We start from the raw sequence: 13,879 nt of genomic DNA, 5'->3' as shown, positions 1-13,879 counted from the left end.
CCAAGGGTACTCGCAGGCGCAGCTCAGCCGACCCGGTAACCGGCCACGGACGGCCAGCGGACGGTGAGCACGGTCGAGGCCTCCTCCGCGCGCCACGAATGGTCGACGCCCTTGCCCCAGACCACGTAGTCACCCGGCTCTGCCAGCAGCACGCTGCGGCCCGGCAGCTCCACCCGGAACCGGCCGCTGATCAGGACCAGCAGGGCCGTGCGCGCCTCCCCCTTGACCCACTCCGCGCGCTCCTCGCCGGGCGCGTGCACCCCCCATTTGATCTCCACGTCGTCACTGTGCCTTGGGTCGCCGAGGGGTTTGAAATGACCCAGCAACCAGCCCCGGTCCATGGCCGCATCTACGCCCGCATTTCCTACGTAAACCTCGCCGTTCACGGGGAAGGATGCTAGCGAGGAAATGGCTCACTGAAACCGTTCGAGTGATTACTGTAGGTGACATGTCTGAGGTGCGATCGGTCGCCCAGCGGGGCGACGTCTTCGGTCAACGGGTCCGCGAGCACTGGTCCGGGCTGCCAGGCAGGCGGCTCGACGTGCTGGTCGCTGGGTGCGCGCACGACGAACCGCTCAACCTGGAAGAGATCGAGACGAGGGCCACGGGGGCCGACGAGGAGATCCCCGCCATCCGGGCGGTGCTCGGGGAGCGGGCCGACCTGGTGTCGTGGTCGCTGGGCGACCTGCGCTGCGTGCCGCTGCCGCCCAGGTCGTACGACGTGATCCAGCTGTCCTTCCTGCTGGAGCGCATCAAGCATTCGGAGCTGGTCTTCGACCGGCTGCTGCAGTCCCTGCGCCCGGGCGGCCTGGTGCTGCTGCGGATGCGCGACCGCAAGTCGGCCTACGGGCTGCTCGACCGGATCACGCCGTCGCTGCTGCGCCGCGTGTTCTGGCGCATGTTCGTCACCCCTGGCACTCCGGGCCCGCTGCCCGGCGTGTACGAGCCGCTGGCGTCGAGCGACGGCATCTACGCCTTCTGCCTCAGCCGGGGCCTCATGATCACCGACGATCAGCGCAACACCAGCGGCCCGGCCCGCCGGCGCAAGCTCACCGTCGCCGCGGTCGCGCTGGCCTCCAAGCTGAGCAACGGCCGCTACCCTGCCACCCATGACGAGATCACCATGGTGATCAGGAAGCCGCAACACCACTTCGCCCGGGTCCTCTAGCGGCACACTTGCATCAATCGGTAGACTCCATCCCTACCAATTCAATCGGAATAGTTGGGATGTTGGAGCCGTGGAGTGGACCCCCGATGCGCGCGAGCTGGCCGACCTCGAGCTGCTGCTCTCCGGCGCCTTCGAGCCGCTGACCGGGTTCCTGGGCCACGATGACCTGCACGCGGTGCACGAGCGGGGCACTCTCGCCGACGGCACGCCGTGGCCCGCATCCGTCACGCTCCACGTGTCCGCCGATCTCTCACCCGGCGACGAGGTCACGCTGCTCGACCCCGAGGGCCTGCCGCTGGCCGCCCTCACGGTGGCCGCCCAGGAGCCCGACGGACTGACCTCGGGGCCGGTCAAGGGCCTCGGCACGCCCGAACACGGCCCGTTCGCGCGCCTGCGGCGCACTCCGGCCGAGGTCAGGGCGGAGCTCGGCGGGCGTCCCGCGCTCGCCGTCACCATGCGGGGGCCCCTCGACGACCTCTCCGAGATCGTCGCCACCGCCAAGGAGCTCGACGCGCTGATCATGCTGCTCCCCCTCTCGTACGGCGAGCCGGGCCCCGCGGTCGTACGCGCCGCGCTCCGGGCCAAGGAGAAGCTGCCGGCGGACACGATCGTCGTCTCCGTGCCCCTGGCGCCCCGCGAGGAGCCCGAGATCGACCTGGAGCTGCGCGAGCACGTCGCCACCGCCTACGGCGCCGCCGAGCACCTGGCCGGCCCCGAGCCCGTGCACATCCCGGGCCCGCCGCACCGCCGCGGCCTCGTGGTCTTCTTCACCGGCCTGTCCGGCTCCGGCAAGTCCACGATCGCCCGCGGCCTGCGCGACGCGCTGCTGGAGCTCGGCAGCCGCACGGTGACCTACCTCGACGGCGACGTCGTACGCCACCTGCTGTCCAAGGGCCTGACCTTCTCCAAGGCCGACCGCGACCTGAACATCCGCCGCATCGGCTTCGTCGCCGCCGAGGCCGCCCGCCACGGCGGCCTGGCCATCTGCGCCCCCATCGCCCCCTACGCGGCCACCCGCGAGGAGGTGCGCGAGATGGTCGAGTCGGTCGGGGCCGACTTCCTGCTCGTGCACGTCGCCACGCCGCTGGAGGAGTGCGAGCGGCGCGACCGCAAGGGCCTGTACGCCAAGGCGCGCGCCGGCCTCATCCCCGAGTTCACCGGGGTCTCCGACCCCTACGAGGAGCCGGACGACGCCGAGCTGGTGATCGACACCACGCACATTTCGATCGACGCGGCCGTCTCCCAGGTCCTGGGGACGCTGCGGTCTGGAGGCTGGGTTCGGTGATCGACTTCCCCCTGATCCTCGGGTCCTTCCTCGTCGCGATCGTGGTCGGGCTGACCGGGATGGGCGGCGGGGCGCTCATGACGCCGATGATGATGCTGTTCTTCAACGTCCCGCCGCTGGCCGCGGTCTCCAGCGACCTGGTCGCCTCGGCCGTCATGAAGCCGGTCGGCAGCGCCGTGCACCTGCGCCGGGGCACGGTCAACCTGCGCCTGGTCGGCTGGCTGTGCGCGGGCTCGGTGCCGGCCGCCTTCTGCGGGGTGTTCCTGGCCCGCGCGTTCGCGGTCACCGACGCGGTCAAGTACGCGCTCGGCGTGGCGCTCCTGCTGGCCGTGGCCGGCATGGCGCTCAAGAGCTGGCTCGGCGCGCGGGGAGGCACGTCGAGCGCCCATGAGATCGTCGTGCGCCCAATTCCGACCCTACTGGTCGGTACGGTGGGCGGACTGGTCGTGGGGGTCTCCTCCGTCGGATCCGGATCGCTGATCATCGTGGCCCTGCTCGTCCTCTACCCGGCGCTCAAGGCCAACCAGCTCGTCGGCACGGACCTCGTCCAGGCCGTGCCGCTGGTGGCCTCCGCCGCGCTCGGGCACCTGCTGTTCGGCGACTTCCAGCTGGACCTCACGCTGTCGCTGCTCATCGGCTCGATCCCGGGCGTCTACCTCGGCGCCCGGATCTCCTCGCGCGCCCCCGGCGGCCTGATCCGGGCGCTGCTGGCCATCGTCCTGCTCGCCTCCGCGCTCAAGCTGCTCAACGTGAGCAACACCCTCACCGTCTGGGCCCTCGTGGCCGCCGCCGCGGTCACGGTCGTCGGGTGGCGGATCACGGCCTCGGGACGGGTGTCGAGCGGAAGTAAGGATCCCGAGCCAGTTCGGTGAACGCCCGGTCGGCCCCCGAGCCGGTGTCGAAGCTGGTGTCGCCGCGCGGCGCCTGCGGCGAGTCGAAGTACAGCAGCGCCTTGATCTGCGGATATCGCTTGATCTGCCGCCGCACCGACTCGTAGAACGCCCGCTTGAACCCCCGGTCGTCGCTCCGCTCGAACACCCCCCACTCGGCCACCATGACCGGCTTGCCGGGGAAGCGCGCCTGCATCCACCGGTAGAACCCCGGCCAGTCCGGATACTCCTTGCGGGTCTTGTTCACCAGCCCCTCGAAGTCCTCGACCTTGCCGTCGGCGTACGGATCCATGGCCACCCAGTCGACCACGTCGTCACCCGGGTAGAGGTCCTCGAACCACGGCTCGGCCGCCCAGTTGGGCGCCCCCATGTACGTCATGACCATGACGGCGTTCTTCACCCCCTCGGCCCGCAGCCTGGCCACGACGTGCCGGAACATGGCCGCGTAGTCGGTGGCCTGCATGCCCGAGCCCGACGACTCGTCCACGTCGTTCTCCGGCTCGTGGTGGAGGGTGAGGAAGAACCGCTCGGGGAAGGTGCGCCTGAGGTATCCGGCCAGCCGGTCGATCCGGGCGTCGAGCGCCCCGTCGGCGATCTCGGCCCAGGTGTGGTCGAGCGAGGGCTTCCAGTTGACCATGAGCAGCCGGGGCCTGGCCGGGTCTCGGGCCAGCCTGATCTCGGCGGGCGTGGGGAACAGCTCGCTGCCCCGGTGGTAGACGTGCACCACGTCGGCGGCGGCGCCCATGCGCGACTCGGCGCTGTGCAGGGCCTGGTCCAGCGGGGCGCCGCTGAAGACCTCCGGAGCGAGGCCCCACCAGGCGCCGCAGGACGGGATGAGCCTGGAGGTGGCCGTGCAGGAGGGCGAGCCCGAGGCTTCCTTGATCGCCACGGGCGCGCGCGCGTTGGAGCCCTCCGCCGTGGAACAGGCGGCCAGCATCACGATCACGGCCAGAATAAGCGCCGCGTTGGTGGTGTTATGAGAAATTCCCCGTAGCTGCAAAGCCTTTCAACCCCCTCGTCGAACGACCCCCGCCTATCAAACCGGATCCTTGCCATGCCGTTCCGGGAACTTCAGCAAGTGTGCCGTGTCTCGGCAGCTCGCGATGGGTATATGACCCAAGGAATTTTCCGGACATTTCCTTTTATAGCTGCCTTTACCTTGTGCCGTTCTGCAGAAAATCTTGGGTATTAGGCTTGGCTGATAATCGTCCGCCCTATAGTGGGCGCACATCTCGACGCAATTCCAGGAGACCCTCCCCAATGAGCTCCGGCACGGACCTGGACGAGCACCTCTCACTGCTGCGCAGGCGATGGTTGCTGCTGGTGGGCTGCGTCGTGTTCGGCGGCACCGCCGGCCTCGCGCTCATGCGGCTCACGCCGTCCGCCTACACCGCGACCACGCAGGTGCTCGTCATGCCGGTAGGCCCGCAGGAGCCGGCCAACCAGGTGACCAGCCGCCAGCGCGAGGCGCTCAACCTCGACACCGAGGCCCAGGTCGCGCAGTCCGCCGTGGTCGCGGCGCGGGCGGCCAGGACGCTGCGGGTCGAGACCCCGGAGCCCGTCGAGGTCTCGGTGCCGCCCAACTCGGCGGTGATGTGGATCTCGGTGACGGCCGCCGACGCCGGCGTCGCCGCGGCCCAGTCCCGCGCGTACGCGCAGGCGTACCTGGCCAACCGCCGCGAGAGCGCGCTGGCCGCGCTGACCGCCCAGCAGCAGGTGGTGCTGGGCAAGCTCAAGCAGGTCAACACCGCGCTGGACGCGGTGATCAAGCAGCTCGCCGGACTGTCCAAGGGCACTCCCGAGCACACGATCGCCACCCAGCGGGAGAGCGTGCTCAACCGGCAGGCCGCCGGGCTCGCGCTGAGGTACGACGGGCTCAGGACGGTCGCGGTGACCCCCGGCACGATCATCAGCCAGGCCGCCCCGCCGACCGCGCCCAGCTCACCCAGCCTGCCCCTCTACCTCGGCACCGGGCTCATGGCGGGCCTGCTCGCGGGCTCGGCCGCCGCCTACACCCGTGACCGGCTCGACCGGCGGCTGCGCACGGTCGCCGACGTCGAACGGCTGACCGGCCTGCCCGTGCTGGGCGACCTGTCGAGCCCGCGCGAGCCCGGCGTGGCCCACGAGCTGGCCTGCGCCGCGGTGGCCGCGTGTCCCGGCAAGCGGCTGCTGGTCCGGATCCTGCCGCCCGACCTGGAGGAGTCCGCCGACCCGGTGGCCGTCAGCATGCCCCTGACGGTGCTCGACGGCTGCGACGTACGCGACCTGTCCAGGGCCGACGCGGCGCTGCTGCTGGTGGGGCTCGGGCGGGCCACCTCGGTCCACGTCGCGGCCGCCGTACGACGGCTCGCCAGGCACGACGTACCCGTCATCGGCGTGGTGACGGTGACCGACGCGCTGCCGTCGTTCGTGCCGCTGCTGGAGCCGCGCACGCACACCCCGCTCGGCAAGCTCGTCGCCACGGGCGAGCTGGACCTGGGCGAGACCACTCCCATGCCCATGCATCCGCGGCGCCCCGGCCAGCCGACGTGAGAGGGCCCGCGTGGCCGATCGCGGCGCTGCTCGTCGGCTATCCGGTGTGGTGGGCGCTGGGGTTCGGCGGGCTGTCGGTGATCGTGGTGGCGGTGCCGATGGCGGTGATCCTGTGGCGGCGCCGGCCGATCAGGGTGCCGCGCGGGTTCGGGCTGTGGCTGCTGCTGATCGCCGGCTACCTGGTGAGCGGGCTCATGCTGTCGGAGATGCCGCCGGGCACGTACGGCGAGATCGGGCCCGGCCGGATCGTCGGCTACGTCATGCGGCTGGCGCTCTACACCGCCATCCTGATCATGGTGCTCTACCTGGGCAACCTCACCGAGCGCGAGCTGCCGCAGCTGCGCCTGGTGCGGATGCTCGGCGTGCTGTTCGTCACGACGGTCGCGGGCGGGCTGCTCGGCGTGTTCGTCCCGTCGTTCGCGTTCACCTCGCCGGTGGAGCTGCTGCTGCCCGACTGGGTGGCCTCCAACTCGTTCGTTCAGAACCTCATCCATCCCACCGCCGCCCAGACGCAGAAGGTGCTGGGCTTCGCCTCCCCCAGGCCGGAGGCGCCGTTCGAGTGGGCCAACGCGTGGGGCAGCAACGTGTCGGTGCTGCTGGTGTGGTTCGTGGTCGGGTGGTGGGTGTACGGGGGGCGGCGGCGGAAGGTCTTCGTGGCCGCCGTGGTCGCCCTGGCCGCGATCCCCGTCGTCTACTCGCTCAACCGCGGCCTGTGGATCGGGCTCGGCCTGGCCGTGGCGTACCTGATCGTCCGGGTGCGCGGCCGGACCAGGGCAGCGCTCTGCGGGGCCGTCGCGGTGGCGGCGGTGGCGTTCGCGCTGAGCCCGCTCGCGCCGCTGGTCGCGCAGCGGCTGGACCGGCCGCACTCCAACGACATCAGGGCCTTCACCGTGACGGCCACCGTCGCGGCTGCCGGCCACTCGCCGCTCATCGGGTACGGCAACACGCGCAACGCCACGGGCAACCATCGCACGATCACCACCGGCCGCACCGAGTGGTGCGAGGGCTGCGGGCACCCGCCGCTGGGCAGCGACGGCCAGCTCTGGCTGCTGATCATCACGCAGGGGTTCACCGGGGCCGTGCTCTACGTGGCGTTCTTCGCGGGCGCGATCCGGCGCCACTGGGCCGACCGCAGCCCGATCGGGCTGGCCGGGGTGCTGGTGATGGGGCTGGTGCTGCTCTACATGTTCGTCTACGACGGCCTGGTCACCCCGCTCAGCCTCTATCTCATCTCGTTCGCCCTGCTGTGGCGCAACAGCCGAGGGGAAGTCACGTGAGCGACGCCGCCATCCGGCTCGACTATCTCGAGAAGACCGTGCGGCTGCTGTATCCGGGGCCGGGGTCGCCCCGGGCATACACCGTGCTGCCGCACTCCGCCGTGCCCCGCCGCATGGTGCCGCGCCGCTGGTGGCATCCCTGGTCCCCGGTCGTCGTGCCGGGTGAGGGGTCCATCGCCACGTACCTGGGCGAGGTCTTCGGGCAGCCCGTCGAGACCGTCCTGCACGTGCGGCCGGCCGCGCGGGCCAACCGCAAGCCCGTCCTGGAGGCCCGCTCGGGCGGGCGGCTGCTGGCGTTCGTGAAGATCGGCGACAGCGCCCGGGCGCGCGCGCTGATCACCGCCGAGGCGGCGGCCCTGCGCAGGCTGGCCGGTCTGGAGCTGGACACGGTGGTGCCGCCCGCCGTGCTGCACCACGGCAGCTGGCGGGGGCTGGCCGTGCTGGCGCTGTCGCCGCTGCCGGTGCGGCGCGGCCGGGTGCCGCGGCCGCTGCTGGTCGACGCGGTCAGGGAGATCGCGGCCACCGGCGGGCCGCGCGCGGCCTGGCACGGGGATCTCGCGCCGTGGAACATGTGCCCGTCCCCCGACGGCCGGCTGCTGGTGTGGGACTGGGAGCGGTACGAGCTCGGCGTGCCCTACGGCTTCGACGCCGTGCACCACTTCTTCCAGCGGGCCCTGCGCAGGATGTCCCCGCAGGTCGCGGCGCGGGCGTGCGTGGCGCGGGCCTTCCGCGAGCTGGCGCCCCTGGGGGTGTCGGCCGTGGTGGCCAGGCAGACCGCGCTGCGCTATCTCATCACGCTGGCCGACCGGCACGCCGCCGACGGGCACGCGCCGCTCGGGCCGCCGGACACCTGGCTCAACCCGGTCGTCGACCACGAGGAGCTGCTCACGTGAAGACCATGAAACGGTCGGTCCTGTCGCTGTCACGCGCCACGGGGAGGATCACGTCGGGGGTGCGGGTGCTGCCGTCGTTCCTGATCGCGGGGGCGCAGCGGTGCGGCACCACCTCGCTGTACCGGGCGCTGGCCCAGCATCCGCTGCTGCTCAAGCCGGTGCTGCACAAGGGGGTGCACTATTTCGACGTCGGCTACGCGCGGGGACAGCACTGGTATCAGGCGCACTTCCCGCTGCGGATGAGCGCCGGGCTGGTCGAGCACCGGTACGGCTCGCGGGCGCTGGCGTTCGAGTCGTCCCCCTATTACCTGTTCCATCCGCTGGCCGGTGAGCGGATCGCGGCCGACCTGCCCGAGGTGCGGCTGATCGTGCTGGTACGCGATCCGGTCGAGCGCGCCTGCTCGGCCCACGCCCACGAGCTGGCCAGGGGCTACGAGACGGAGTCGCTGCTCGAGCACGCGATCGAGCTGGAGCCCGAGCGGCTGGCGGGGGCCGAGGAGGCGCTGCGCGAGTCGCCCTTCTCCCTGCACCACTCCCACCGCCACCACGCCTATGTGGCCCGCGGGCGCTACGCCGACCAGCTCGACCGGCTGGAGGCCCTGGTCGGCCGCGAGCGGATCCTGGTGCTCGACAGCCATCGGTTCTTCGCCGAGCCGGAGACCGCGTACGACCGGGTGCTGGCGTTCCTGGGCGTGCCGCATCTCGGTTATCCGCTGTTCGAGCGGCACAACGGCCGCCCTCTGCCGCGGCCGGTGCCGCGGGTGCTGGCGCGGGAGCTGCGCGACCACTTCGAGCCGTACGACGCCCGGCTGGTGCGGTGGCTGGGCGGGGAGCCTTCGTGGCGGCGGTGACCGCGGTCGCGGACCGGCGGCTGCGGCGTGGCGGGATCGCGGGCGTGCTGGGGGCGGGCTGCGGGGCGGTCGCGCAGTTCGTCCTCGTGATGGTCGTGACCAGGGCGTTCAGTCCGGCCGACGCCGGGGCGTTCTTCACGGTCACCGCGATCGCTCTCATGGCGGCGGGGATCGCCAAGCTGGACGCGGGGAACGGGCTCGTGTTCTTCATCGCGCGGGCGAAGACGTACGACTATCTCGGCATATCCGGATATATCCGGGCGGCGCTCGTGCCCTGTGTGGTGGCCTCCTGCGTCGCGGGGGTCGTGCTCTACCCGCGGCTGGGGCCGCTCGCCGCGATCCTGCCCGTCATGGTGGTGGGGGACGTGCTGCTGGCCGCCACCCGGGGGTTCGGGGCCATGCGGCCCACCGTGCTCGTGGACGGGCTGCTGGTGCCCTTCTCGCAGCTCGCGCTGGTCACCTGCGCCGCGCTGGCGGGGGCGGTCTCGTGGCTGCCGGTGGCGTGGGGGGCGCCGTACGCGCTGGTGGCGGTCATCGCCTGGGCGGAGCTGCGGGGGCGGGTGCCGCGGAGCCCGTACCTGCCGGGGACGACCCGCGACCTGTGGCGGCACACGGCTCCCCGGTCGGTCGCGGGGGCGATCCAGGCGGTGTTCCAGCGGCTGGACATCGTGGTCGTCGCGCTGCTCGGCGGGCCCGCGCAGGCCGCCGTCTACACGGCCGCCACCCGGTTCAAGGTGGTCGGGCAGCTCGCGAGCCAGGGGCTGGCGCAGGCCGTACAGGCTCGGCTGGTGAGCGCGCTCGCGGACGGCGAGCGGGCGCGGGCCGGTGAGCTGTACCAGACCGCCACGATCTGGCTGGTGCTGCTGACGTGGCCGGTGTGGCTGGCGTACGCGGCGCTGGCGCCGTGGCTGCTGCGGCTCTTCGGCCCCACGTACGGGTCCGCGGTCCCGGTGGCGCTCGTGCTGGCGGGCACGATGATGGTGGCGACGGCCTGCGGGATGGTCGACGTCGTGCTGACGGCCGCCGGGCACACGGGCACGAGCCTGCTCAACCTGGTGGCGGCGATCACCTGCACGGTGGCGCTGGACGTGGCCCTGATCCCCGTCCACGGCGCGTTCGGGGCGGTCATCGGCTGGTCGGGCGGCGTGCTCGTCAAGAACCTCCTCCCGCTTTGGCAACTGCACCGCCGCTACGGCCTCCACCCCTTCGGCCGCCACACCCTGCCCGCCCTGCGAGGGAGCGCCGTTGCCTGGACTGAGGAGCGCCGGGAGCGGAGCGACCAGAGCGACGAGGGAAGGCAACGGACTTGAGCGACCGAGCCGCCTCCACGGAGTGGAGGCCATGGACACGGAGGGCCGTGTGACGGTCTTGGTGACGGGGTTGCCGAGGAGCGGTACGAGCTGGACCGGCAAGATGCTCGCCGCCGGCGGCGACCTGGTCTACGTCAACGAGCCGCTCAACCCGCAGCACCCGCCCGGCCGCTGCCCAGGGGTGCTCAGGGCCACCGTGACCCACCGGTTCCAGTACATCTGCGATGACAACGCCGCCGACTGGCTTCCCGCCTTCCGCGACACGGTGGCCCTGCGCTACCGCTGGCTCTCCGAGCTGCGCGCGAACCGCTCCCCGTACGACCTGGCCCGCCTGCTCCGCTACGGCACCGCCTTCGCCGTCGGCCGCCTGACGGGCCGCCGGGCGCTGCTGGACGACCCGTTCGCGGTGCTGAGCGCGGGCTGGTTCGCCGCCTCCCTGGGCTGCCGGGTGATCGCGCTGGTGCGGGATCCGGTGTCGTTCGTGGCGAGCTGGCAGCGGCTCGGCTGGACGGTCTACTTCCACGAGCTGCTCGAACAGCCGCTCCTGGTCCGCGACCACCCCGAGCTGCTGGAGCTGCGCGCGCTCGTCGGCTCCCAGGACCGCCTCGCCAAGGCGGCCGCGCTGTGGCGGGCGACCCGCGCGATCCTGGACCGCACGCCCGGCGTCCGCGTCACCTCGTACGAGTCGCTGGCCGCCGACCCGCTGACCGGCTTCCGCGGCCTGTACGCCTACGCCGGCCTGCCATGGACGCCCGCGGCCGAACGCCGCATCACGCGGGCCTGCACGGGCCCGTCCGGGGCGGGCACGGGGTTCGCCTGGTCGGGCCTGTCCCGCACGGCCTACCGCCCCATGGACTCCCGCCGCGCGCTCGACGACGCCGCCCGGGGGCTCAGCCCGCGGGACGCGGCCCGGGTCCGCGCCCTCACCTCATGAGGCGGGTGACCAGGCTGCCTCCCAGCAGCCGCACCGCGAACGGCAGGTCGTCGACCAGATAGCGGCGCGCCAGCCGCCCCGGCTCGCAGCCCAGCCGGTACGCCCACTCCAGCCCGGCCCTGCGCATCCATTCCGGCGCCCTGGACACCGTGCCGGCGGCGAACGCGATCGCCGCCCCGCACCCCACGAACCACGCCTCCGGCAGCTCCTCCCTCAGGTCGGCGATGAGCCGGTCCTGCCGGGGGAACCCGAGCCCGACGAACACCACCCTCGGCCGGGCCGCGGCCACCATCCTCCGGACGCGCGCGCTCCCCTCGGGGGTGGTGTCGAAGTGGTACGGCGGAGCGTGCACCCCGCACACCTGCAGCCGGGGATGACAGCTCGTGAGCTCCTTGCCGGCCCTGCGCGCCACGCCGGGAGGGCCGCCCAGCAGGTAGACGGGCCAGCCCCGGCGGGCGGCGAGCTTGCTGAGCGACCAGATGAGGTCCGCGCCCGTGACCCGCTCGGGCACCGGGGTGCCGAGCAGCCTGGCCGCCCACACCAGCGGCATCCCGTCGGGCACCACCAGCTCGGCGGTGCACACGAGCTCCCGGAGTGCGGGGTCGGTGGCGGCGGCGCGGCAGATGTCGACGTTCGGGGTGACGATCCGGCCGCCCCTGCCGGCCTCCAGCTCGGCCTCCACCCACCGGACCACCTCGTCCTCGGTGAGCGCGTCCACCCCGATCCCGCCCAACCGCACCCGATCCCACCAGCGGACGGACGCCGCCGCCCGCGCGCGCGGCGGCCCGTCGGGGAGGGTGGGTGGAGACGGGGTGGCGTCCTGGCGCGGGGCCTCGGGGAGGCGCTGGAGCGGGACGTGCGGGGTGGTGGTCTCGGTGCGAGTCAAATGCCGTGCCCCCTACGGTGAAGTGCGGAAAGAACCGCCGGCGCGGAGATGAGGCCGGCCGCCACCGCCAGGGCGATCGGGGCGCGTGGCTCCCCGGCCCGGGCCCCCATGGCGCGCACGGCCCAGCGGACGGCCTCGCGGCGGTGGCCGAGCGCCGCGTGGCCGAAGGCAAGCTGGCCGTAGACCCGTGCCGCGCCGCGCGGGTCCACGGCCAGTTCGGGGTGCCGGGCGAGCATCCAGTCGAGCCCGGCAATGCGATCCGCCCATCGGGCGACATAGTGGGATCCACCCCAGCGCACCCGGACGAGCGGGCGGTCCACATGGGTGATCGGCCGGCGTCCGGCGGCGCGCAGGGCCAGGTCCCAGTCCTCGTTCTGGCCGCCCGGGGCGCTCTCATCCACCCACAGCGCGCCGCGCTCGAACAGGAACGTCGACGAGTGCACCATCACCATGCGCGAGCGGACCAGGTCGTGCGCCGTCACCGTGTCGCAGCCGGCCAGGCGGGCCACGCGGCGGTGCCCGTACTCCACCTCGATGCCACAGCTCGCGAACTCGCCGCCGCGCTCGGCGAGCGCCCGCGCCTGGGCGGCGAGCTTGCCGGGCAGCCACACGTCGTCGTCGTCGCAGAAGGCGACGAGATCGGTGTCGCAGGCCGCGATGCCGGTGTTGCGGGCGCCGGGGAGGCCCGGGGTGAGCGTGTTCGGCAGGACCGGGACAGAGGACGGCACCTCGATGTCCCCAGGGGCGGCGCCGTCGGTGACCACGATCACGGACAGGCGCCCGGGGTGGTCCTGGGCCAGCGCCGACTCCACCGCCTCGCGCAACTGCGCCGGACGGTCGCCCCGGGTGGGGATCACCACGCCTACGGAGGGAGTCATGCGAACCCCCGATAGCCGTAGCGGGCCCTGAGCGGCCATGTGAGAGCGTTGACCACCCGGCGGTCGCCGTCCCGCAGGCCCGTCACCCACGCGTCGTCCCGGCGCAGCTCGATCCGCCCCACGTGGAAGCGCATCGGATTGCCGGACGCGGTGTGGGAGGGCCCGAGCCAGGCCGTGCGGCCGTCCAGGAACGGCAGCTCCGGCTCCGCCAGGCCGAGCCCGAGCGCCAGGGAGCTGAGCGTGGGCCCGGGCGCGGCGAGGAGGTCCTCGTAGCGGACCCTGGTGACGCGGGCCCCGCGTCCCGGCAGGAGCTCCAGCGCGGCGTTCTGGGCCGTCCAGTGGACGGCCGTGTGGGCGGGCCGCCACCGGGTCATGGGCCGCCCGTCCTCGGGGCGCCGCACCGTCCTGGCCCAGGAGTGGGCGACGGCGCGCGGGTCCCTGACCACGTGGACGATCCGTACGTCCACCCCGGCGGCCACCAGGCAGCAGGCCAGCGACGCGTGCTTGCTGGAGTCGATCACGACCGGCGCGCCCGCGGCCTCGTACAGGAGCCGGTAGGCCTGCACGTACTCGGCCAGGTCGGGATGCGCGATCCGCGCGATCCTGCGCGTGCGGTCGACCCGGCGCCGCAGCGTCAGGACCTTCCCGGCCAGCGCCGGGCTCCATCCGCCGAACGCCCGCTCCCCCACCTGCCGCCAGAAGGGGCAGTCGGGAAAGGCCACGCCGCACCCGCACAATTCCCCCGCGAGCACGCTCCGCTCCCAGAGGTGCACGACCTCACCGAGCGCGACCACTCCCGGCAGCTCGCCCAGGAGCCGCTCGAGCAGTGTGGTGCCACTGCGCCCGAGGCCGCCCAGGTAGATGACCCGGGTGGTGCTTTCGCGGTCGGTCACGAAAAAGGGCCTTCACGTCGTGAACACGGAACGCGAAGACCCTATCGCGGAGAGTAACCGAGGGTCGGGGAACCCGGAAAGA

At 72.8% G+C, this 13,879-nt stretch carries 14 protein-coding genes; 9 read left to right on the top strand and 5 right to left on the bottom strand.

Features of this window, described 5'->3' with window-relative positions; genetic code table 11:
• Positions 1-23 precede the first annotated feature (23 nt).
• Positions 24-278: a cupin domain-containing protein gene (locus ACWDRB_RS12620; RefSeq protein WP_350725795.1), complete on the bottom strand. Its 255-nt coding sequence runs from the start codon at positions 276-278 to the stop codon at positions 24-26.
• 170 nt (positions 279-448) lie between these two features.
• Here ACWDRB_RS12620 and ACWDRB_RS12615 point away from each other — a divergent pair, with 170 nt between their 5' ends.
• From ACWDRB_RS12615 to ACWDRB_RS12605, 3 genes are all read left to right on the top strand, one after another.
• Positions 449-1,168 (top strand): class I SAM-dependent methyltransferase, encoded by a 720-nt coding sequence (locus ACWDRB_RS12615; RefSeq protein WP_397372117.1) that lies wholly within the window; start codon positions 449-451, stop codon positions 1,166-1,168.
• A gap of 70 nt (positions 1,169-1,238) precedes the next feature.
• Complete coding sequence (gene cysC / locus ACWDRB_RS12610) at positions 1,239-2,453, top strand: adenylyl-sulfate kinase (RefSeq protein WP_449893328.1); 1,215 nt, start codon at positions 1,239-1,241, stop codon at positions 2,451-2,453.
• On the top strand, positions 2,450-3,325 hold the full coding sequence (locus tag ACWDRB_RS12605) for a sulfite exporter TauE/SafE family protein (RefSeq protein WP_350725801.1): 876 nt from the start codon (positions 2,450-2,452) through the stop codon (positions 3,323-3,325). Before cysC ends, ACWDRB_RS12605 begins: the two co-directional genes overlap by 4 nt.
• Here ACWDRB_RS12605 and ACWDRB_RS12600 read toward each other — a convergent pair.
• Positions 3,270-4,280, bottom strand: coding sequence for a glycoside hydrolase family 26 protein (locus ACWDRB_RS12600; RefSeq protein ID WP_350726204.1), 1,011 nt, complete (start codon positions 4,278-4,280; stop codon positions 3,270-3,272). The genes ACWDRB_RS12605 and ACWDRB_RS12600 overlap by 56 nt on opposite strands.
• Positions 4,281-4,603: 323 nt before the next feature.
• Here ACWDRB_RS12600 and ACWDRB_RS12595 point away from each other — a divergent pair, with 323 nt between their 5' ends.
• Genes ACWDRB_RS12595 through ACWDRB_RS12570 form a run of 6 tightly spaced genes read left to right on the top strand, consistent with a single transcriptional unit; the run spans position 4,604 to position 11,140 of the window.
• Positions 4,604-5,875 (top strand): Wzz/FepE/Etk N-terminal domain-containing protein, encoded by a 1,272-nt coding sequence (locus ACWDRB_RS12595; protein WP_449893324.1) that lies wholly within the window; start codon positions 4,604-4,606, stop codon positions 5,873-5,875.
• Positions 5,872-7,152: a hypothetical protein gene (locus ACWDRB_RS12590; RefSeq protein WP_449893322.1), complete on the top strand. Its 1,281-nt coding sequence runs from the start codon at positions 5,872-5,874 to the stop codon at positions 7,150-7,152. Before ACWDRB_RS12595 ends, ACWDRB_RS12590 begins: the two co-directional genes overlap by 4 nt.
• Positions 7,149-8,045 (top strand): hypothetical protein, encoded by an 897-nt coding sequence (locus ACWDRB_RS12585; protein WP_449893320.1) that lies wholly within the window; start codon positions 7,149-7,151, stop codon positions 8,043-8,045. The genes ACWDRB_RS12590 and ACWDRB_RS12585 overlap by 4 nt, the downstream gene beginning before the upstream one ends.
• Before the next feature lie 5 nt (positions 8,046-8,050).
• Entirely contained in the window at positions 8,051-8,896 is an 846-nt protein-coding gene (locus ACWDRB_RS12580) for a sulfotransferase domain-containing protein (RefSeq protein ID WP_355197837.1), read from the top strand.
• On the top strand, positions 8,884-10,206 hold the full coding sequence (locus tag ACWDRB_RS12575; protein ID WP_449893318.1) for a lipopolysaccharide biosynthesis protein: 1,323 nt from the start codon (positions 8,884-8,886) through the stop codon (positions 10,204-10,206). Before ACWDRB_RS12580 ends, ACWDRB_RS12575 begins: the two co-directional genes overlap by 13 nt.
• Before the next feature lie 49 nt (positions 10,207-10,255).
• Positions 10,256-11,140, top strand: a complete 885-nt coding sequence (locus tag ACWDRB_RS12570; protein WP_363970679.1) for a sulfotransferase — start codon at positions 10,256-10,258, stop codon at positions 11,138-11,140.
• Here ACWDRB_RS12570 and ACWDRB_RS12565 read toward each other — a convergent pair.
• The 3 genes from ACWDRB_RS12565 to ACWDRB_RS12555 are packed head-to-tail and all read right to left on the bottom strand — an operon-like array spanning position 11,130 to position 13,797.
• On the bottom strand, positions 11,130-12,026 hold the full coding sequence (locus tag ACWDRB_RS12565; protein WP_449893315.1) for a WecB/TagA/CpsF family glycosyltransferase: 897 nt from the start codon (positions 12,024-12,026) through the stop codon (positions 11,130-11,132). The genes ACWDRB_RS12570 and ACWDRB_RS12565 overlap by 11 nt on opposite strands.
• On the bottom strand, positions 12,023-12,904 hold the full coding sequence (locus ACWDRB_RS12560) for a glycosyltransferase family 2 protein (protein WP_449893314.1): 882 nt from the start codon (positions 12,902-12,904) through the stop codon (positions 12,023-12,025). Before ACWDRB_RS12560 ends, ACWDRB_RS12565 begins: the two co-directional genes overlap by 4 nt.
• Complete coding sequence (locus ACWDRB_RS12555; RefSeq protein WP_449893312.1) at positions 12,901-13,797, bottom strand: sulfotransferase; 897 nt, start codon at positions 13,795-13,797, stop codon at positions 12,901-12,903. The genes ACWDRB_RS12560 and ACWDRB_RS12555 overlap by 4 nt, the downstream gene beginning before the upstream one ends.
• Positions 13,798-13,879: the final 82 nt, after the last annotated feature.

The sequence above is a fragment of the Nonomuraea sp. NPDC003707 genome (assembly GCF_053587055.1).
Note: the sequence above shows the minus strand (reverse complement) of the source record. Positions and strands in the feature narration are given on the sequence as shown.

Coding starts and splice junctions, on each gene's coding strand:
- ACWDRB_RS12615 (WP_397372117.1), top strand. CDS start 449: ATGTCTGAGGTGCGATCGGTCGCCCAGCGGGGCGACGTCTTCGGTCAA.
- ACWDRB_RS12600 (WP_350726204.1), bottom strand. CDS start 4,280: ATGCTGGCCGCCTGTTCCACGGCGGAGGGCTCCAACGCGCGCGCGCCC.
- ACWDRB_RS12595 (WP_449893324.1), top strand. CDS start 4,604: ATGAGCTCCGGCACGGACCTGGACGAGCACCTCTCACTGCTGCGCAGG.
- ACWDRB_RS12580 (WP_355197837.1), top strand. CDS start 8,051: ATGAAACGGTCGGTCCTGTCGCTGTCACGCGCCACGGGGAGGATCACG.
- ACWDRB_RS12560 (WP_449893314.1), bottom strand. CDS start 12,904: ATGACTCCCTCCGTAGGCGTGGTGATCCCCACCCGGGGCGACCGTCCG.